This is a genomic window from Agrococcus sp. DT81.2 (genome assembly GCF_049844935.1).
In the GTDB taxonomy this organism is placed as follows: Bacteria; Actinomycetota; Actinomycetes; order Actinomycetales; family Microbacteriaceae; genus Agrococcus.
Window position 1 is genome coordinate 207,070 of record NZ_JBNCLZ010000005.1, and the last position, 18,937, is coordinate 226,006.

Here is an 18,937-nt window from a genome sequence, read left to right on the forward strand (position 1 = left end):
TGGGACGCGGGTCGGCCTAGCCTGGCATCCATGAGCACGAACCCCTTCACTCTAGCCGCGCTCGCCACCACCGCCGTCGACGGCCTGACCGTGGTCGGAGCGACGGAGGACGGCTCGGACGAGCACCGCTCGGTCGTGGCGGCACGCCTCGCCGACGGCGAGACCGTGCAGGTGGTGCTCCCCCGCTCGGTGGCGGCGCTGCGCACCGCGAAGGCGCACGCGGCCGCGCTCGCGGCGCTCACGCTCGCGACGCGCTCGCGCCTGCCGTTCGAGGTGCCGACCGTGCTCGGCACGGCGGGCGCCGGCCGCTCGACGCTCTTCGTGCTCACCCGCCTCGGCGGCACCACCATGCGCCTGCAGGACCTCTCCCCCGCCCGACCGGGGCTCGCGACGAGCGTCGGTCAGGCGATCGCCGCGATCCACGAGCTGCCGACCTCGGTGGCCGCCGATGCCGGGCTACCGCACGAGACGGCGCAGGCGCTGCGGCAGCGCCTGCTCGACACCTTCGACCGCGCCGCGGCGACCGGCTCCGTGCCTGCTGCGCTGCTCGAGCGCTGGGAGGGCGCGCTCTCCGACGACCGGCTGTGGCAGTTCAAGCCCGCGCTCGTGCACGGCGACCTGCAGGCTCCCGCGTTCCGGGTCGAAGGAGCGCGCGTCGTCGGGATGGACGGCTGGCACGCGCTCGCGGTCGGCGATCCGGCCCGCGATCTGGCCTTCCTGCTCGCCTCGAACGAGTTCGGCAGCGTCGACGAGGCGTTCGGCGCGCACGCCGCCGCGCGCGGCATCGGCGACCGGCAGCTGCGCCAGCGGGCCATGCTGCACGCGGAGCTCGACGTCGCGCGCTGGCTGCTGCACGGCGTCGACTCGGGCGACCAGTCGATCGTCGCCGACGCGACCGGCATGCTCGCCTCGCTCTCGCGACGCGTCGACCGGGAGCCGGGCACAGCGATCGCCTCGCACCAGCCCGAGACGATGGACCTCACCGGCGTGCAGGAGTACCTCGGCGAAACCGGCCCCGTCGACGGCGGCCCGACGGGCGCCGTCGAGCGCGACGCCGGCGACGAGGACGGTCGCTCAGCCGACCGCTGACGCCTCCGCGACCGCCTGCTGCGCCCGCAGCCAGCGGTCCTCGAGCTCGGCGAGCGACTCGATGCGCGCCGGGCGCACGATCCGGTCGTGCTCGACGAAGTACAGCTCCGCGTCGACGAGCTCGGGGTCGAGCCGGGCGTGCGCCGCGTACGCGGCGCGGTAGAGCGCGAGCTGCAGCTGGCGCGCCTCGAGGTCGGCGTCGCCCGAGGGCAGCCTGCCCGTCTTCCAGTCGACGACCGTCGCCCGGTCGCCGTCGCGGTAGACCGCGTCGATCTTGCAGACGACCGTCGTGCCGGCGAGCGGCAGGTGGATCTCGAGCTCGGTCTCCGCGGGCTCGCGGTCGCCGTACGGCGAGGCGAGGAAAGTGCGCTTGAGCCGCTCGAGCCGGTCGGCGTCGATGCCGACGAGCTCCTCGTCGAGCGCCTCGTCGTCGACCGCGTCGCCGAGCCCGATGGCGCTACCGCGCCGCTCGACCCAGCCGTGGAACAGCGTGCCGAGCCGCGTCGCGGCGAACGGCTGCTGCGGCATCGGTCGTGCGATCTGCCTCGCCACCGCGACCGGGTCGGCCGCCCAGTCCTTGAAGCCGGATGCGGCGATGCGGGTCGGGAGGGTCAGCGGCGTGGCCGCCCGGTCGGCGAGCAGCAGCGCGATGGCGTCGTCCCACGGCGTGGGCAGGTCGGGGTCGGCGGCGTCCACCGCCGCAGCGGCGCGCTCCACGGCGGTCCGGCGGGTGCCGAGCGGGTCGGCGGGCCACTCCGTGCTGGCCGCGGTGCCGGCGCGCGGGTTGCCATCGACCTTGCTCGCAGGCTCGAGCAGCTCGACGCCGGTCGCCTCGGCCGCGAGCTCGAGCAGCCGGATGGGCTTGGCGGGGGTCGGCCCGGTGCCGTACCACTGGGCACCGGAGAGCCAGAGCGCACGTCGGGCGCGGGTGACCGCGACGTAGGCGAGCCGGTCGCGCTCGCTCTCGTCGAACTCCGCCAGCTGCTCGCGGTAGGCGTCGCGCTCGGCGAGGTAGCTGTGCGAGGTCGGCTGCCGCCAGCGCAGCTCGGCCAGCAGGCTGCGGTCGCCGCGCAGCTCGAAGGGCACCTTCCCCCAGTCGAGCCATCCGCGCGTGCTGGGATCGTTGCGCGACTGCGCGAGGCGCGGCAGAGCGACGACGTCCCACTCCAAGCCCTTGGCCGCGTGCATCGTCAGGACGTGCACGGCGCCGGGTGCCGGCTCCGGCTGCGGCGCATCCGGCCCGCGATCCGCGTCGAGCGCGTCGAGGTAGGCGAGGAAGGCGTCGAGCGTGCCGCGCTGGTCGGCGGCCGCGAAGGCGTGCGCCTCGCGAGCGAACGCATCGAGCACCGCGTGGTGGCGGTGCGGGCTCGCGCCCACCTCGATGTCGAGCCGCAGCGCCTGCTCGACGTGCCGCACGTACTCCGGCAGCGGCATGCCGGCGCGGCGGCGGAGGCCGCGCAGCAGCACCGCGGCGTCGCGCAGCCGTGCGAAGCCCGCATCGGTCGCGCCCTCGAGCCGGTCGGCGTCGACGAGCGAGTCGAGCGCATCGACGATCGACGAGCTCGCCTCGGCGACCACGGCGCTGCGGTCGCGCGCGCGCTGCGCATCGGTCAGCCCGGCGCCCGCGAGCATGCGCGCGTGGCGCTGCAGCGCCATGAGATCGGCGACCCCGATGCGCCAGCGGCTGCCGGCGAGCAGGCGCACGAGGCTGGATCCCTCCTCGGGCCGGCCGAGCACCCGCAGCGCCGCGACCAGGTCGACCGCCGCAGGCTCCTGCAGCAGCCCGCCGCCGCCCCAGCGGATCACGTCGATGCCGAGCGCGCGGAGCCCGTCGGCCAGCTCGATCCCCTGCTGGTGGGTGCGCACGAGCAGCGCGGCGGTGACGTCGCCGCTGCCCGTGCCGGCGCCGTGGCCGCGCAGCCAGGCGGCGAGCTCCGCCGCTTCGGCCTCGAGCGTCGGCAGGTGCCGCACGCTCACGTCGCCCGGGCCAGCACCCTTGCGAGCCCGGAGCGGCTCGACGGGCACGCCCGGCTGCGGCGGCAGCCCTCGCGCGATCGCGTCGGCGATGTCGAGCACCTCCACGTCGTTGCGCCAGCTGATCGAGAGCGTCATCGCCTCGGTGGCGCCGAAGTGCTCGGGGAACAGGGCGAGCGTGCCAGCGCTCGCGCCCCGGAACCCGTAGATCGCCTGGTTGGGGTCGCCGACTGCCATCACCGGCGTGTCGTGGAAGAGCCTGCCCAGCAGCTGGAGCTGCAGCACCGACGTGTCCTGGAACTCGTCGAGCAGCACGAAGCGGTGGCGCTCGCGCAGCTCATCGACCGCGCCGGGGTGCGCGTCGATCGCGTCGAGCGCGAGCCGCACCTGGTCGCTGAACTGCAGCACGCCGAGGCTGCGCTTCTCGGCCTCGAAGGCGTCGACGAGGTGGGCGAGCGGCTCGAGCGCGCCGACGCGGCGGCTGTCGTCGGCCAGCTGGTCGCGCTGCGCCTTCGTGAGCGCCTTCGCTCCCGCCTCGGGCGGCAGGTCGCGCAGCGCCGCGAACGCACCGGGGATGCCGCTGCGGCGCAGCCGAGCGGTCGACACGCGGTGGTCGCCGAGCTCCCCCGCGAGCTGCAGCACCCGCTCGGCGACCTGGGCGGCCGACCCGATCTCGGCCAGCCGCACGTCGTCGGAGGAGCGGGCGACGCGCAGGGCGAGGAGCAGCGCCGCGGGGTCGGTGAGCACCTCGGAGTCGGGGTCGCGGCCGATGAGCAGCGCCCACTCCTTGAACAGCGAGCCGGCGAAGGAGTTGTAGGTCTGCACGACCGGCTTCCGCGTGCGCACGAGCTCGGCGTCGACCAGCCCGGCCTTCGCGAGCAGCGCCAGCTGCGCCTCGAGCCGCTCGGCGAGCTCGCGCGCCGCCTTGCGGGTAAAGGTGAGCCCCAGCACCTGGTCGGGCTCGGCGTGCCCGTTCGCGACGAGCCACAGCACGCGCTGCGCCATCGTGTGGGTCTTGCCGCTGCCCGCGCCGGCGACGACGAGCGTTGGCGAGAACGGCGCCTCGATGACGCGCTCCTGCTCCTCGGTCGGCGCGAGTGGCGCGCGTCCCTCGGCCTCGTCGAGCAGCGCGGCCAGCTCGAGGGCCGAGAGGCTGGGGCGCCCGGCCCCCGGCGTCAACGCGTCGATCACTCGGTCACCTCCGGGAGCACGTGGATGGCGCACTGGCCGTGCGCGAAGCGCTCGAAGCAGTGCTCCGCGGGCACGGCGCGGAAGCTCGCGCCGCCCATCGCTGCGACCGCTTCGGCCAGGTGTGCCTCGAACCGCTCGCGCACGCCGTCGAACGGCTCCGCGTCGATCGCCTTCTCTCGGCGCTCGAGCCGCGGCAGGAACAGCCGCGCCTCGGTCGCCGCCTCGGCCGGCACGCCGGCGATGCCGCCGAGCGCGATGGCGAGCTGGTAGGCGCGCAGCTGCAGGTTGCCGAGCTCGACGTGCTCGTCGGGCTTGCGCTTGCCGGTCTTGAGGTCGACCACCCGCACCGTGCCGTCCGGCGCGTGCTCGAGCCAGTCGATCGAGCCGTTCAGCGTCGCGCCGCCCGGGAGGTCGACCGAGAACCGCGCCTCACGGTCGGCGCGCTCCACCGTCCAGCCGAGCCCGCGCAGCCGCTGGAAGTAGTCGGCGATCGTCGCCGTCATCGGCGCGATGTCGCCGCGCTGCCGCGCCGCCTCCCAGCTCGACTCGTGCGCGAGCTCGCCGAAGCGGGCGCCGATCGCGTGCTCGAGCGCCGCGGGATCGGCGGCGTCGTGCTGCTCGACCGCCTCGTGCACGATCGTGCCGAAGCCTGCCGCCTGGCCGCCGGTCGATCCGGCGACCCGATCGATGACCCATGCGATCTCGCAGTCGACGAGGCTCTGCAAGGACGACGGGCTCGCGTGCACCGCCTCGGCGGCGTCGAGCCGCTCGGTCGTCGAGATGGGCGCGAGGCCCGCCCACTCCGAGGTCGCGGCTCCCGGCACGCCCGCCTCCGCGAGCCGTCGGAGCGCCGACGACGCCCGGGCGAGGTCGCGCTCGTCGCCGGACGCTGCGGCGCGCACCGCGCGGCGGCGGAGGCTCGCGACGAGCGAGCGCAGCGAGTGCCAGCCGCCGTCGGGCTCGGGCGCGGGGTCGAGGCCCGCGACGAAGGGCGAGGGCTGCTCGTCGTCGCTCGCGACGGCCGTCAGCAGCACGCTCGCGCGCGCCGTCGAGACGGCCTTGAGGAACGTGCGCAGCTCGTCGTGCAGCACCGCGGCCCGCGCGTCGCCGATGCCGTCGCCCGAGCCGTCACCGTCCCCGTCGAGCCGGTTCGCGCCCAGCAGCGACCCTCGAGCGCGGAGGTTCGGCCAGACGCCGTCCTGCAGTCCGGCGACGATGACGGTGTCGAGCTCGCGGCCGACGAACTGGCCGGGCGTGCCGACGGCGACGCGGGCCGTCTCGGCGCGAGCGGCGAGCGAGTCGTCGTCGACGGACGAGGCGAGCCAGGCGTCGACGAACGCGCCGGTGTCAGCGTCGGGACGCCGCTCGATGAGTCTCGCGACCTGGTCGAAGAGTGCGACGACCGCGTCGAGGCGGCGGTTCGCGAGCGTCCGCTCGACGCCGGTGCCGTGCTCGAGCGCGGTGCGCTGCCACGCGGCGGCGACGCCGGCTGCGCTCCACACGGCCCACAGCACCTGATCGGCGGCCGCGGGGTCGGCCGCGGCGGTCAGGGCGCGCGCCTCGGCGAGCATGCGCGCGAGCCGGCGCGCAGCGTCGGCGCCCTGACGCGCCCCGCGCAGGCCGTCGAGCAGCTCGGGCGCGAGCACCGCCTCGCGGACGAGCTCGGCACCCGGGACGTGCACCTCGCCTCCCTCGGCGATGATGCGGTGTCGGAGCGCGCGCTTGAGTCGCCGCACCGCGAGCGCGTCGAGCCCGAGCAGGTCGCTGCGCAGCAGCACCTCCGCCAGCTCGGCGGTCAGCTCCCGCCGACCGGTGGCGACGGCGAGCACCTGCACGAGCGCGTCGACGACCTCGGTGTCGCGCAGCCGCGTGGGCCCACTCGCGGCCACGGGCACGTCGAGGGGCGAGAGCAGCGACGCGAGCTCGCTCGCCGCGCGGCCGGTGCGGGTGATGATGGCGATCTCGTCGTGCGGCACGCCCGCAGCGCGCCGCTCGTGCACGAGCCGGGCGATGCGACGCGCCTGGTCGTCGACGGACCCCGCCACGTGCAGCTCGACGCCGTCCGGCTCGCCCGCGGCGACGACGGAGCGGTGGGTGCCGCCTCGGGCGGTGCCGATCCCCGCAGCGATGCGGGCGCCGAGGGCTCGGACGGCGGGGCCGTGGCGGTGGTCGAGGGCGAGCTCGAGCCGGTGACCAGGCTCGTGGGCGAAGCCGAGGCGCGCCGGGAGCGCCCCGAGCAGCGCCGGATCGGCGCCGCGGAAGCCGCCCGTCGTGGTGTCGGGGTCGCCGAACGCGATCACCGCCGCGCCGCGTGCGCGCAGCGCCTCGAGCACGACCACGGCGCCCTCGGTGAGCTCCTGGGCGTCGTCGACGAGCACGAGCGTGGGCAGCAGCGCCGCGTCGACCGCGTGCACGGCGCGGGCCGCGCGCCGCAGCAGCGACGCCGCGGTGACGGCGTCGGCGCCTCGGCGCTCGAGCCGCTGCAGCCGGTCGAACTCGTCCTTGAAGGCCGCGGCAGCGACCCACTCGGGCACGCCCCGCTCCTGCCCGCGCCGAGCGAGCGCCTCGGCGCTGATGCCGCGCTCGTCCGCGGCCGCCATGAGCTCGCGCAGCTCTGCCCGGAAGCCGGCCTGCTCGCGCACCTCGGCGCCCAGGTGCTCGGGCCACGCGGGACCGCTCGCGCTGCCTGCGGCCGCGTCGTCGGCGTGGCCCGCGAGCATCGCGGCGATGATGCGGTCCTGCTCGGCGCCCGAGAGCAGCTGCGGCGTGGGTCGCCCCTCGGCGAGCGCGAGCGCGGTGAGCACGGCGAACGCGTAGGACGGCATGGATCGCGCGAGCGGGCCGGGCGTGACGAGCGTCGTGCGTCGTGCGAGCCGGTCGCGCAGCGCCGTCGCTGCCTGCCGGGAGCCGGCGACGACGAGCAGCGACGCGGGCTCGAGCCCTCGCTCGAGGCGAGCGGCGGCGAGCTCGACGAGCGTCGTGGTCTTGCCCGCGCCGGCGACGCCGAGGACGATCGCGGAGGCGTCGTCGGGCAGGGCGAGGACCGCCTGCTGGGATGCGTCGAGCAGGGCGGGCCGGACGTCCGGCGAGAGGTCGAGCACAGCGGTCGAGTCGAGCACGCCGCCACGGTATCGGCGGCCGCCGACACGGCCGGGGCGCCGCCCCGAGCGACCCCTGCTTCGCCCTCGGCGGACTCGGCGGATCGCCCGCGCACGATCGCCTATCCTCAGAACCATGGACATCCGCATCGGCATCAAGGACTCGGCTCGCGAGATCGCATTCGACTCGGCGCAGTCGGCGCAGGAGATCGAGTCGGCGGTCGTCGCCGCCCTCGGCGCCGGACACCTCGCGCTCGACGACGCGAAGGGCCGCCGCTACCTCGTGCCCAGCTCGCAGATCGCCTACGTCGAGATCGGCAGCGAGACGACCCGCAAGATCGGCTTCGTGGCTTGATGCCCATCCTCGTCCTCGTGCCGATGGTGATGGGCGCCGCGATCGGCCTCGTCGCGCGCTACCTGCTGCCGGGTCGGCAGTGGATCGGGCTGTTCCTCAACCCGGCGGCCTCGGCCGCGGCAGCGGGCATCGTCTGGACGATCCTCGGGCTCACCGGCATGACGAGCGAGAACGGCTGGATCTGGATCGCGAGCCTCGCCGCCGCGCTCGTGGTGGCGCTCGTGCTGCCGCGCGTGCTGCCCGCTCGGCGCGAGCGCGCCGACGCCGCCTACCTGGCGGAGCTCACCCGCACGACCGCCTGAGGCGGCCCGCTCCGGCAGCCTCCCGGTCGCCCGGCCGAGTGTCCACCTCCTGCTCGAGTGTCGCGACCCCGGAGCCACAGGTCGACACCGGCGCCCGGTCGTGCTCGTGAGTGTCGACGCGTTGCAGGAATGTCGCGACACTCGTGCATCGACCTGACACTCCTGCGCTCCCAGGCGCCGGGAGCGCCGCTCCGCCGCCGGAGGGGTCGAGCCGGCGCGACCGCTCGAGCCGGCCGTCAGGCCGTCAGGCCGAGCTCGTCCATGCGGCGCGTGTGCGAGGCGACGATGTCGTTGAACGCGGGCTCGAGCCGCGGCTGGCTGGGCACCGCGCGCCCCGCGTCGTCGGGCCCGTTGACCGCCAGGTACATCTGCAGCAGCGCATCCCCCACGATCCGGCGGCCCCACACCGCGAGCCGGTCGGACAGCCGCGGCGTGGCCTCGATGGCTCGCTGCAGCAGGCCGACGAGGTGCGGATGCGTCGTCTCGCCGCGCAGGGCGCGCAGCATGACGTCCTGGTCGTCGTCCGGCAGTCCGGGGGCGATCGCGACGAAGAAGTCGACGAGCAGCCCGCTCGCCACGTGCAGCGCCAGGAGTCGCTCGTACCAGTCGGCGCCCTCGATCGCGGCGGCGAACGAGCGCGTCGTGTCGGCGTAGGGGCGCATCGCGTCTGCGGGGTCGATGTGCTCGCTCTCGAGGATGCTCGCGAACGCACCCGCGCGGGCGGCGTGGATGCGCACGACCTCGACGAGCGGCACCCGCGACTCGAGCGTCGGCGCTTCCTCGAGCACGTGGCCGGCCTTCGCGACGAGCTCGAGCTCGAGCCCGAGCGCCTGACCGACGAACGGCACGAGCGCGGGCCGGACGTCCGAGAGCAGCACGCGGTCGCCCACGACCGGCATGCGATGCTGACGGAGCAGCTGGCGCGTGACGTCGCGCGGCGTCCGGTCGAACCACTTCACCACGCTCAGGAGTCTAGGGGCGCGAAACAGCGCGCTCGCCCATGCCGCCGGTACGCTGGTTCGAAAGACGAACAGGCGGAACACTCCCTTGACCTTCCAAGACCTCTCCATCGACGCCGACATGGTCCAGGCGCTCGCCGACCGCGGCATCCTCGAGCCCTTCCCCATCCAGACGCAGACGATCCCCCTCGCGCTCTCCGGCCAGGACATCATCGGCCAGGCCAAGACGGGCACCGGCAAGACGTTCGCGTTCGGCCTGCCGCTCGCGCAGCGGCTCGGCGCCGAGCCCGCGGCGGGCGTCCAGGCGCTCATCGTCGTGCCCACCCGCGAGCTCGCCGTCCAGGTGACCGAGGACATGGAGATCATCACCTCCAACCGGCCGACGACGGTCGTCTCGATCTACGGCGGCAAGGCCTACGAGGGCCAGATCGACCAGCTCAAGGCCGGCGCGCAGATCGTCGTCGGCACGCCCGGCCGGCTCCTCGACCTCTCGCAGCAGCGCATCCTCGACCTCTCCAACGTCAAGGAGATCGTGCTCGACGAGGCCGACAAGATGCTCGACCTCGGCTTCCTGCCCGACGTCGAGAAGATCTTCTCGAAGGTCCCCGCGGTGCGGCACACCATGCTCTTCTCGGCGACCATGCCGGGCCCGGTCGTCGCGCTCGCGCGCCGCTTCATGTCGCGACCGCTGCACATCCGCGCGACCGACGTCGATGACACGATCGCGCAGGCGAACATCGAGCACGTCGTCTACCGGGCGCACGCGCTCGACAAGGACGAGGTCATCGCTCGCATCCTACAGGCCGAGGGCCGTGGCAAGACCGTCGTCTTCACGCGCACGAAGCGTGCCGCGGCGCGCATCACCGAGGAGCTCATCGACCGCGGCTTCCAGGCCGCGGCCGTGCACGGCGACATGAGCCAGGAGGCGCGCGAGCGCGCGATGGCGCAGTTCAAGGCCGGCAAGAAGGATGTGCTGATCGCGACCGACGTGGCCGCTCGCGGCATCGACGTCGACGACGTCACGCACGTCATCAACCACACCATCCCCGAGGACGAGATGGCCTACCTGCACCGCGTGGGCCGCACCGGCCGCGCGGGCCGCACGGGCATCGCCGTGACGTTCGTCGACTGGGAGGACCTGCACAAGTGGTCGGTCATCGACCGCGCCCTCGAGTTCGGTCGCCCCGAGCCGGTCGAGACGTACTCCTCGAGCCCGCACCTGTACGCCGACCTCAACATCCCGCAGGGCGTCAAGGGTCGCCTGCACGCGACGCCTCCCAACAAGGAGGCGAAGCGCGAGGGCGTTGCCCCCGGCGGCCGCGGTGAGCGCGGCGGCCGCGGTGGCGAGCGCAGCGGTCGTGGCGGCGAGCGCACCGGCGAGCGCACCGGCGGCGAGCGCGGCAGCGAGGGCGGCCAGCGGCGCAGCCGCGGTGGCCGCGGCCGCGGTGGCGACGAGGCAGTGCAGACCGGCGCCGTGCAGACGGATGCGTCGACCGCCCCCGAGGGTCGCGGCACGCACGACGGCGGCGGCAACGAGCACCACGACGGCAACACGGCGCCCGTGCGCCGCCGCCGCCGGAGCCGGCGCTCGAACCCGTCGACGCCGCCGCCCGTCCAGGGCTGACTCAGGCCTGCTCGGCGCCCCAGCGCCCGAGCGCCTCGATCGCCTCGCGCAGGGCGAGCCCGCGATCGGTCAGCGCGTAGGCGCGGGTGTTGTGCCGCAGCGGCAGCCGAACCAGCACCCCGGCCGACTCGAGCTCCTTCAGCCGGGTCGCGAGCATGTTGGTCGGCACGCCGAGGTCGCGCTGCAGGTCTCCGTATCGCTGCGGCCCGTCGAGCAGCCGCTCCACGATGCGGAGCGCCCATCGTGCTCCGACGACGTCGAGGGCGGCGGCGAGGTCGCTCACGCGGTCGCGGCGGCGTCCGGCTTCATCCAGAACGGCGAGTAGTGGTAGCCGTCCGGGTCGTCGAACTGGCGCTGGTACATGAAGGGGTAGTCGTCGGTGTCGCCGACGCGCCCGCCGGCGGCGCCGGCGCGATCGACGAGCTCGTCGACCGCCTCGCGGCTGCCGAGGTCGAACGAGACCGTGACCTTCGAGGGGGTGTCGGGTCCGCCGATCAGCGCCTCGGCGCCGCCGACGCTCGCGTACATCTCCCGGCTGCCGAGCATGACGTACTGCTCGGGCGCGATCGCGAAGCACGACACGTTGTGATCCGACATCTCGGCGTTGAGGGTCCAGCCGATGGCGGTGTAGAAGGCGGTCGCGCGCTCGACGCTCTCGACCGGGCAGGTGATGAAGAGGTTCATGGGGCAACACTTGCAAAATGCAAGTGCGGCGTCAAGACCCCACTGTGCCTGCCACGGATGCGGGACTGTGCCTGCTACGGATGCGGGACGACCGGCGCGAAGCCCGTCGCGCGGCGCACGATCTCGTCGAGCACCGCCGGCTCCGTCGTGTGCTCGCCCAGCACGTTGGGCTTGCCGAAGCCGTGGTAGTCGCTCGATCCCGTCACGAGCAGGTCGAGCCGCTCCGCGTCGGCCAGCAGTCGACGCCGTGACGGCTCGTCGTTGTCGCGGTGCCACACCTCGACCCCGTCGAGGCCGGCCGCGACCAGGTCGCCGAGCACGCCCATCCGCATGACCGGTCGGCCCCGCGCGGCGGGATGCGCCAGCACGGCGACGCCGCCCGCGTCGCGGATGATGCGGATGGCCTCCTCGGGCGCCGGCGCGTGGTGCGGCTGGTAGTAGCCGCCCTGCCAGTGCAGGATGCCCTCGAACGCGGCCGAGCGGTCGGGCACGATGCCGAGCGTCACGAGCGCGTCGGCGATGTGCGGCCGGCCGATCGTGGCGCCGGGAGCGGAGTGCTCTTCGACGTGCCGCCAAGTCAGCGGGTAGTCGCGACCGATCGCGCGCACCATGCGCTCCGCGCGCTCGACGCGCTCGAGCCGGATGCGCTCCCGCTCCCCCACGAAGGCGGCCGACGCCGGGTCGAGCAGATAGCCGAGCACGTGCACGCTCGCAGGCCCGATCTGCGACGAGAACTCCACCCCCGGGATGAGCGCGACGCCGGTCTCGAGCGCCGCGTCGGCGGCCTCCTGCCAGCCGGCGACGGTGTCGTGGTCGGTGAGCGCGACGACGCCGAGCCCCGCGGCCGCGGCGGCGCGCACGACGTCGCCGGGCGCATCCGTGCCGTCGGACTCGCGCGAGTGCGCGTGCAGGTCGATCGGCCCTCTGCTCGCCCAGTCGTGCTCCATCCCGCCACCCTATTCCGGCCCGCTCGGGGGACGCGCCCCACAGGCGGCGCATCGCGGCGTGGCCTACGCTCCCCGGTGTGCTCGCGATCCTCGGCTGGCTGCTCGCCATCGTCATCGCGGCGTGCCTCACGGTCGCCGCGTGGCCACAGGGGCTCGGGCTCGAGCAGGCGCCGGTGTTCGCGCAGGTCGTCTCGATGCGGATCGGCGTGGTCGGGATCGCGCTCGTGCTCGCGCTCGTGCTGCTGTGCTTCGTCGGCTGGCGGCGGGTGCGCGCCTTCGTGCTCGGGGTGGTCTCGCTGCTGCTCGTCTTCTCGCTCGTCTCGGGCGGCATCCACGTCTCGCGCGGCGTCGACGCCTCGCAGTCGATCGACGGCGACGGCGGCGACCTCGTCGTGCTCACCTGGAACACGCTCGGCGACGAGCCGGGCGCTGAGGAGATCGCGCGCGTCATCGATGAGACCGGGGCGGATGTCGTGATGCTGCCCGAGACGACGCTGCCGCTCGGCGTCGGGGTGGCCGAGCTGCTGCGCGAGCGCGGCAACCCGTTCTGGGTGCACACCACCGCGTACTCGCCCTCCTACGGCGCCCTCAACACCACGCTGCTGATCTCGGCGGCGCTCGGCGAGTACACGACCGATCCCTCGGTCGGCGGCACCCGCACCCTGCCGACGATCGTCGCGCGCCCCGACGACGGCGACGGCCCGGTGCTCGTCTCCACCCACCCGGTCGCGCCCGTGCCGCAACAGATGCGCAACTGGCGCGCCGACCTCGAGTTCGTCGCGGGCCTGTGCGACGGCGCCGACTCGGTCGTGATGGCGGGCGACTTCAACTCGACGCTCGACCACTGGGCGTCGCTCGGCGTCGACGGCGGCGACCTCGGCACGTGCCGCGACGCGGCGAGCCAGGTGGGCGCCGGCGCGGTCGGCAGCTGGCCGACCTGGGCGCCGCCGTGGCTCGGTGCGCAGATCGACCACGTCGTCGCGACCCCCGACTGGGAGCCGGTCGCCGCACGGGTGCTCACGGGCCTCGACGACGTCGGCACCGACCACCGGCCGGTGCTCGTGCAGCTGCGGCAGTCGGGCTGAGCCGGGCCTACGGGCGCGGCAGGGCTGCCCAGACCGCGTGCTCGCCGGTGTCGTCAGCGGCGGCACCGTCGACGCGGACGGCGGTGTGCCAGCGGCCGTCGATGCGCACGGCGACCGCGAGCGATCCGTCGGCCTCCTCGAGCGACCAGCCGTAGTCCGCCGTCGCGGACGCATCCAGGTCGGCCGTCGCGGACGCGTCCACGTCGGCGCTTGCGGCGCTCGGGACCGTCGGCGCCTGGGTGGCGGCAACGGGGACGGTCGCGGCGACCGAGACGGTCGGGGCGACGGTGACGGTCTGGCACGCCGGGTAGTGGTGCTCGCCCGCGCCGAACCCGATCGCGACGGAGCAGACGGTGTGGTCGCCTGGCGAGAGCCCGTCGAACCGCCAGGAGTAGCTGTGCCTGCCGGGGATGCCGTACTCGAACAGGTACTCGCTCGGCCGGTTCGCGAGCGTCGTGCCGCGCCAGACGCCGTCGATCGTGACGCCGACCTGGATCGACTCGAACAGGTCGGAGTGGTCGGCGGCCCAGCCGGAGACGGTCAGTCCGCCGCCGCTCGCCTCGACGTCCATGGTCGAGATCGCGTCGAAGCGGGCGCGAGCGGAGTCGAGGGTCGCGCCACCCGTGATGAAGCGGTCGAGGAAGCGCGCGGCCGCCATCTGCCCCGCCCAGTTGAAGTGCGTGAAGTCGCTCTCGTCGCGCCAGAACGAGTGCGGGATGATGCCGCGCGCGATCGCGTCGCGGTCCCGCTGGGTCGGCACGATCGACGACTCGTAGAGGGCGCCGTTCGACATGTACTCGTCGAGCGGGATGTAGCGCTGGCCGTACCAGCGCTCGAGCTGCTCGTTGATGATGATGCGGTTGCGGCCGTGCAGGCTGTCGCGGTAGTCCCACGCCGGCGTGACCGACACCACCCAGACCGGCTCGGTAGAGACCGCCTGGTGCGCGTCGACAATAGCGGCGATGTCCTGGAGCACGCGGTCGGGCCGCTCGAGGTTGTTCGTGCCTGCCCACACGAGCGAGGCCGCGCCGGCTCGTGGCACCTGCAGGGACTGGATCGGCGTGCCCGCCGGCACCTGGACGGCCGCGCCCGGCGTGTCCCGCGTGAAGCGCCACGGCGTCGCCGGCGAGATGTCGGGGCGGTGGTTCAGCAGCCCATCGATGCCCGCGATCGACGCGCGCATGACGACCCGACCGGTCACTCGCGCCGACTCGACGAGGCCGACCGGCTCGGCGAGCTCCACCTCACCCGAGCCGGGGATGACCGCGGGGCGGGACAGCGAGAGCTGGTGCAGCCCAGCGGCGACCGCGATCGAGGTCGACGTCATGCCGCCGATCGCGAAGTTGCGCAGCTCGAGGCCAGGCATCCATGCCCCGAACCCCTGCGGTGCGGGGCGGCAGAGCGCATCGAGCATGCTGTCGCCGTAGCACTGCAGCGCGCTCGGCGCCTGCGCCGTCGCGAGCGGCGGCGACGCCTGGGCGGGCACGGCGATCGACGTGACGCTCACGAGCGCGACGACGGCGGCCGCGAGCACGGCGCGGAAGCGGGAGAGCTGGGGCATGGAGCGAGTCCTCGAACGGCCGGCGAGCCGAGTGGATCGCGCTGGGCGCCCACCATAGTGATGGATCGTCAGCTAATATAGTGACAGATCGTCAGCCCCTGCTCGGAGTGTCGCGGTCCCCCTCGACTCGCCGAAGGAGCACCATGCACGCTCGCAGCCGCGCCCGGCCCAGGATCGTCACGGCGATCGTGCTCGCGGCCCTGATGGTGTGGGGCGCCGCAGCCCCCGCGCACGCCGACCTCTACTTCTACGACCGGATCGGCGGCGCGGATCGCTTCGAGACCTCGCGCCTCATCTCCGAGCGCATGCCGAGCCAGAGCAGCAGCACGGTCTTCCTCGCGTCGGGCGTGGTGTCGCCCGACGCGCTCGCCGCCGCGCCCGTCGCTGCCGCCGAGCGCGCGCACCTGCTGCTCACCGACAGCGGCACGCTGCGGGAGCCGACACGCGCGCGTCTCGCCGCGCTGCGGCCGACGACGATCGTGATCGTCGGGGGCCCGACGTCGATCAACGGCAACGTCGAGGCCGCGGTGCGCACAACGGTGCCGACCGCGAGGATCGAGCGCATCGCCGGCGCCGACCGGGTCGACACCTCGCTGCTGCTGCTGGAGCGGATGCGCCGGACCGCGCCCGTCGACCACGTGTGGGTCGTGGACGGCTGGGGCTTCGCCGATGCACTGAGCGCCTCGGCCATCGCGGCTCGGGGGCGTCACGCGATCGTGCTCGCGCACGCCGACGCGGAGTGGTGGGCGGGCAGGGCGCTCGGTCGCCTCGGCCCGGTGTCGACCGTCTCGATCGCCGGCGGAGCGCCCTCGGTCTCGACAGCGATCGAGGAGCGCCTGCGGCAGCGGCAAGGCGTGACCGTCGCGCGCTTCGGCGGCGTCGACCGGTACGAGACGAGCGCCATGGTGAACACCGCCTTCACGCAGACGGTCTCGGGAGGCCGCGTCTACCTCGCGTCGGGCCAGAAGTTCCCCGACGGGCTCGCCGCCGCGCAGCTCGCCGCGGCGAACGGCTCGACGCTGTACCTCGCGCCGAGCGTGTGCCACCACCACGACGCGGTGCTGCGCGACGTCCAGCGCCTCGGGGCGACGAGGGTCGTGGCGCTCGGCTCGATCAGCACGCTGTCGGCGGGGTCGAGCATGCTCACCCCGTGCGGGCAGCAGCCGCCCACCCTCCCGAGCCCCACGCCGACGCCCGACCCTGCCGGCTCGCAGTCGGGCTGAGACCGCTCAGCTCGTCAGGGCGTCGATCGCGTGCAGCACCGCTTGGGCTGCCTCGGCCGTCGCGAGCGGGCGGAAGTGGCCGCTCGCGCGCAGCCGCACGCCCTGCATCCCCTCCGGCACCTCGTTGCCGGGCACGTGCGGGTCGATGCGCGGCAGCACGACGTGGATGCGCGCGTCGGCGCTGGGCTCGGCCGCGAGCGCGCGCAGCATCGCATTCGACGGGTCGAACTCGCGGATGGCGGCGCCGCGGATCAGCCACGCGCGCGAGGAGCCCGCGAACGGGGTCGCGAGCGCTACGAGCCCCGTCGGCTGCGGCCGGTCAGGGTGCAGCGCGCGGTCGACCATGAGGCGCTTGCCGATCAGCCCGCCCTTCGAGTGCCCGACGAGCACGATCATCGCGTTCGGATGTGCCGCCGCGACCTGGTCTACGACCCTGCCGACGATCGGCACCGACTCGAGCACCGGCGCGAGGTTGCGACCGAGGTCGGGCACGAAGTGCACGCCCAGCCCGGCGGCCGCGAGCTTGCGGCCGAGCGGCTCCATGAACGGCCACCGCTCGACCACGCCGGGGATCAGCACGACGTGCACGCGCGCGCCGGGCGGACCGGTCAGCGACGGGGGCCGCGGGTCGAGGTTGCCGCGCAGGTGCATGCGGGCGGCGAACAGGTAGTCGCGTGCCCAGACCGCCACCTCGCCCGGGATGATCATGCCGAGAACTCCATCACCATCCGCGCGACCGGCTCTGCGGCGGTCACCATCGCCTCGTGCCCCTTGCCGCGCGCGATCCGCAGCTCCGCATCCGGCAGCAGGTCGCGCACCTCCGAGGCCCACGCGGCCGGCACGACGCGGTCCTCGTCGCCGCGGATCACGAGGGTCGGCTGCAGCACGCGCGGGAGCACCTCGCGGAGGTCGTGGTCGAGCATCGTCCGGAGCTTCCGCAGGTACCAGCGAGCGCCGGTCTGCGCGTAGAGGCGCGCGCCGATGAGCGCGACGATGGGCGGGTCGTTCGAGAGGTCCTGCAGCAGTCGCCACGCCTGCAGCCAGCCGCTGCGCTCCTCCGGGTTGACGGTCGGGGCGATGAGCACCACGCGGTCGACCAGATCGGGATGCCGGGCGGCGAGCTCCGCGACGACCTGCGTGCCCATCGAGTGGCCGAGCGCGATCACCGGCCCGTCGACGATCGCGCTGAGGCCGTCGGCGACGAGGTCGGCGAGCTCGGGCATCGTGCGGCTGTCGTCCGGCTCCGGCGATGCGCCGAAGCCGGGGAGGTCGACCGCGATGACGTCGAGCTCGACCGAGAGCGCCTCCCGCAGCAGCCCGAAGTACTGCTGCCCCATGCCGATGCCGTGCACGAGCACGACGACCGGGGCGCCCTCGCGCCGCCAACGGCGCAGCAGCAATACGTGGTCGCCGTCGACGTGGGTCGCGACGACGGAGTCGGTCGCGGTGTCTGCGACCTCGCGCCACTCGGCGAGGCCCGCGGGAGTGGGCACCTGCATCCCGACACCCTACGAGGCGCAGCCTGCGAGCGGACCGGGACGCGGCCTCACTCCCCCGCGTCGGGCAGCGCGCGCAGCGCCCAGAACGGCCCGACGATGACGAACAGCGCCGCGAGCACCTCTCCGATGGCGCCGATCCACATCGTCGGCACGACGCCGAGCCAGGTGCCGAGGCCGCCGGCGGCGAGCGCCGCGAGCGGCATGACGCCGTAGACGCAGAAGCGGATCGAGGCGTTCATGCGCCCGAGCAGTCGCGACGGCGTGATGCGCTGCCGGAACGTGACCTGGGTGATGTTGTAGAGCAGCACCGTGAAGCTCGCGACGAAGCCCTGGGCGACGAGCAGCGGGAACGCGACCGCCGGGAAGGTCGCTGCGAGCGGCAGGAAGCACGCGACGACGCCGAACGCGATCGCGCTGACAGGGATGGCGCGCGCCTCGCCGATCACGCGCACGATGTGCGGCGTCGCGATGGCGCCTGCGAGCCCGCCGACAGCGCCGAGCGAGAAGATCACGCCCATTGCGGCCGGGCTGAGCCCCAGCTCGCGCAGCAGGAAGATGGGCAGCAGCGTCATCGACAGCGTGTGCGAGAAGTTGAAGATGCCGGTGGTCGTGACGATGCGCCGCAGCAGCGGATTGCCGAACACCCACCGCATGCCCTCGCCGATCTCGCGCAGCATCGGGGCGCGGTCGTCGGCGGCGCGCGGCTGCTCGTGGTCGCGCGTGAGCAGCAGCGCGACGGCGGAGGCCAGGTAGGTGCCAACGGTGGTCAGGATGGCGAGCGGCGCCGCGACGATGCCGATGAGCCAGCCGCCGATGGCGGGGCCGCCGATGTTCGCCATCTCGTACGTCGCCTGCAGCTTGCCGTTCGCCTCGGCGATCTGCTGCGGCCGCACGAGCGACGGCAGGATGCTCTGGTACGAGACGTCGAAGAAGACGGTGGCGACGCCGATGACGATCGCGACGGCGTAGAGGTGCCACATCTCCAGCAGCCCCGCCCACCACAGCAGCGGGAGTGCGGCGAGCGCGACGGCGCGCACGGCATCCGCCCAGATCATGACGTGGCGCTTGCGCATGCGGTCGATCCAGGCGCCCGCGGGCAGGCCGACGACGAGGAAAGCCGCGACGCCGGCGGCATTGAGGAAGCCGACCTCGAGCTCGGTCGCATTGAGCAGCAGCACCGCGAGCACCGGGATGGCGAGCTCGGTGACCTGCGAGCCGAGCTGCGCGAGCGCCTGGCCGCTCCACATCGTGAGGAAGTTGCCGTCGCGCCAGAGCGATCGTTCGGCGCGCGTCTCGCGCAACTCCGATTGGGACATGTCGATCAGTCTGCGCCGGCGATTGAGCGA

Annotated in this window: 16 protein-coding genes; 6 read left to right on the top strand and 10 right to left on the bottom strand. The window is 74.1% G+C overall.

Features of this window, described 5'->3' with window-relative positions; genetic code table 11:
* Positions 1-30: 30 nt before the first annotated feature.
* Positions 31-1,089, top strand: coding sequence for a phosphotransferase (locus ACLQ21_RS11470; RefSeq protein WP_425663783.1), 1,059 nt, complete (start codon positions 31-33; stop codon positions 1,087-1,089).
* On the opposite strand, the gene ACLQ21_RS11475 is transcribed toward ACLQ21_RS11470, so the two are convergent.
* Complete coding sequence (locus ACLQ21_RS11475; RefSeq protein WP_425663785.1) at positions 1,075-4,254, bottom strand: UvrD-helicase domain-containing protein; 3,180 nt, start codon at positions 4,252-4,254, stop codon at positions 1,075-1,077. The genes ACLQ21_RS11470 and ACLQ21_RS11475 overlap by 15 nt on opposite strands.
* On the bottom strand, positions 4,251-7,373 hold the full coding sequence (locus ACLQ21_RS11480; protein WP_425663787.1) for a PD-(D/E)XK nuclease family protein: 3,123 nt from the start codon (positions 7,371-7,373) through the stop codon (positions 4,251-4,253). The genes ACLQ21_RS11475 and ACLQ21_RS11480 overlap by 4 nt, the downstream gene beginning before the upstream one ends.
* A gap of 115 nt (positions 7,374-7,488) precedes the next feature.
* On the opposite strand from ACLQ21_RS11480, the gene ACLQ21_RS11485 reads away from it, so the two are divergent.
* Both ACLQ21_RS11485 and ACLQ21_RS11490 read left to right on the top strand, forming a co-directional pair.
* A complete protein-coding gene (locus tag ACLQ21_RS11485) occupies positions 7,489-7,707 on the top strand; it encodes a DUF3107 domain-containing protein (protein WP_425663789.1) in 219 nt (72 codons plus the stop codon).
* Positions 7,707-8,009 (top strand): hypothetical protein, encoded by a 303-nt coding sequence (locus tag ACLQ21_RS11490; RefSeq protein WP_425663790.1) that lies wholly within the window; start codon positions 7,707-7,709, stop codon positions 8,007-8,009. The genes ACLQ21_RS11485 and ACLQ21_RS11490 overlap by 1 nt, the downstream gene beginning before the upstream one ends.
* Before the next feature lie 236 nt (positions 8,010-8,245).
* Here ACLQ21_RS11490 and ACLQ21_RS11495 read toward each other — a convergent pair whose 3' ends face one another.
* The gene (locus tag ACLQ21_RS11495) at positions 8,246-8,971 is read right to left on the bottom strand and encodes a ferritin-like fold-containing protein (RefSeq protein ID WP_425663791.1); all 726 of its coding nucleotides are present in this window, start codon (positions 8,969-8,971) and stop codon (positions 8,246-8,248) included.
* A gap of 85 nt (positions 8,972-9,056) precedes the next feature.
* Between ACLQ21_RS11495 and ACLQ21_RS11500 the strand changes: the two genes are divergently transcribed.
* Positions 9,057-10,592, top strand: a complete 1,536-nt coding sequence (locus tag ACLQ21_RS11500; RefSeq protein WP_425663792.1) for a DEAD/DEAH box helicase — start codon at positions 9,057-9,059, stop codon at positions 10,590-10,592.
* 1 nt (position 10,593) lies between these two features.
* Here ACLQ21_RS11500 and ACLQ21_RS11505 read toward each other — a convergent pair whose 3' ends face one another.
* From ACLQ21_RS11505 to ACLQ21_RS11515, 3 genes are all read right to left on the bottom strand, one after another.
* Positions 10,594-10,875 (bottom strand): winged helix-turn-helix transcriptional regulator, encoded by a 282-nt coding sequence (locus tag ACLQ21_RS11505; RefSeq protein ID WP_425663794.1) that lies wholly within the window; start codon positions 10,873-10,875, stop codon positions 10,594-10,596.
* Positions 10,872-11,276, bottom strand: a complete 405-nt coding sequence (locus tag ACLQ21_RS11510) for a VOC family protein (RefSeq protein ID WP_425663796.1) — start codon at positions 11,274-11,276, stop codon at positions 10,872-10,874. Before ACLQ21_RS11510 ends, ACLQ21_RS11505 begins: the two co-directional genes overlap by 4 nt.
* Before the next feature lie 74 nt (positions 11,277-11,350).
* Positions 11,351-12,223 (bottom strand): PHP domain-containing protein, encoded by an 873-nt coding sequence (locus tag ACLQ21_RS11515; protein ID WP_425663798.1) that lies wholly within the window; start codon positions 12,221-12,223, stop codon positions 11,351-11,353.
* 77 nt (positions 12,224-12,300) lie between these two features.
* On the opposite strand from ACLQ21_RS11515, the gene ACLQ21_RS11520 reads away from it, so the two are divergent.
* Entirely contained in the window at positions 12,301-13,308 is a 1,008-nt protein-coding gene (locus tag ACLQ21_RS11520) for an endonuclease/exonuclease/phosphatase family protein (RefSeq protein WP_425663799.1), read from the top strand.
* A 7-nt stretch (positions 13,309-13,315) separates the two neighbouring features.
* Here ACLQ21_RS11520 and ACLQ21_RS11525 read toward each other — a convergent pair whose 3' ends face one another.
* Positions 13,316-14,869 (bottom strand): hypothetical protein, encoded by a 1,554-nt coding sequence (locus tag ACLQ21_RS11525; protein ID WP_425663801.1) that lies wholly within the window; start codon positions 14,867-14,869, stop codon positions 13,316-13,318.
* Between the two features lie 143 nt (positions 14,870-15,012).
* Here ACLQ21_RS11525 and ACLQ21_RS11530 point away from each other — a divergent pair, with 143 nt between their 5' ends.
* Positions 15,013-16,092, top strand: a complete 1,080-nt coding sequence (locus tag ACLQ21_RS11530; RefSeq protein WP_425663803.1) for a cell wall-binding repeat-containing protein — start codon at positions 15,013-15,015, stop codon at positions 16,090-16,092.
* A 6-nt stretch (positions 16,093-16,098) separates the two neighbouring features.
* On the opposite strand, the gene ACLQ21_RS11535 is transcribed toward ACLQ21_RS11530, so the two are convergent.
* From ACLQ21_RS11535 to ACLQ21_RS11545, 3 genes are read right to left on the bottom strand one after another with little or no spacing between them, the layout of a single operon-like run.
* Positions 16,099-16,800 (bottom strand): esterase/lipase family protein, encoded by a 702-nt coding sequence (locus tag ACLQ21_RS11535; RefSeq protein ID WP_425663805.1) that lies wholly within the window; start codon positions 16,798-16,800, stop codon positions 16,099-16,101.
* A complete protein-coding gene (locus ACLQ21_RS11540; protein WP_425663807.1) occupies positions 16,797-17,591 on the bottom strand; it encodes an alpha/beta fold hydrolase in 795 nt (264 codons plus the stop codon). The genes ACLQ21_RS11535 and ACLQ21_RS11540 overlap by 4 nt, the downstream gene beginning before the upstream one ends.
* Positions 17,592-17,638: 47 nt before the next feature.
* Entirely contained in the window at positions 17,639-18,907 is a 1,269-nt protein-coding gene (locus tag ACLQ21_RS11545; RefSeq protein ID WP_425663809.1) for an MFS transporter, read from the bottom strand.
* Between the last annotated feature and the right edge of the window lie 30 nt (positions 18,908-18,937).

Excerpts from the sequence above, each read along its gene's own strand:
- ACLQ21_RS11525 (WP_425663801.1), bottom strand. The coding sequence starts at position 14,869 with ATGCCCCAGCTCTCCCGCTTCCGCGCCGTGCTCGCGGCCGCCGTCGTC.
- ACLQ21_RS11485 (WP_425663789.1), top strand. The coding sequence starts at position 7,489 with ATGGACATCCGCATCGGCATCAAGGACTCGGCTCGCGAGATCGCATTC.
- ACLQ21_RS11470 (WP_425663783.1), top strand. The coding sequence starts at position 31 with ATGAGCACGAACCCCTTCACTCTAGCCGCGCTCGCCACCACCGCCGTC.
- ACLQ21_RS11530 (WP_425663803.1), top strand. The coding sequence starts at position 15,013 with ATGCACGCTCGCAGCCGCGCCCGGCCCAGGATCGTCACGGCGATCGTG.
- ACLQ21_RS11515 (WP_425663798.1), bottom strand. The coding sequence starts at position 12,223 with ATGGAGCACGACTGGGCGAGCAGAGGGCCGATCGACCTGCACGCGCAC.
- ACLQ21_RS11535 (WP_425663805.1), bottom strand. The coding sequence starts at position 16,800 with ATGATCATCCCGGGCGAGGTGGCGGTCTGGGCACGCGACTACCTGTTC.
- ACLQ21_RS11510 (WP_425663796.1), bottom strand. The coding sequence starts at position 11,276 with ATGAACCTCTTCATCACCTGCCCGGTCGAGAGCGTCGAGCGCGCGACC.
- ACLQ21_RS11540 (WP_425663807.1), bottom strand. The coding sequence starts at position 17,591 with ATGCAGGTGCCCACTCCCGCGGGCCTCGCCGAGTGGCGCGAGGTCGCA.
- ACLQ21_RS11545 (WP_425663809.1), bottom strand. The coding sequence starts at position 18,907 with ATGTCCCAATCGGAGTTGCGCGAGACGCGCGCCGAACGATCGCTCTGG.
- ACLQ21_RS11490 (WP_425663790.1), top strand. The coding sequence starts at position 7,707 with ATGCCCATCCTCGTCCTCGTGCCGATGGTGATGGGCGCCGCGATCGGC.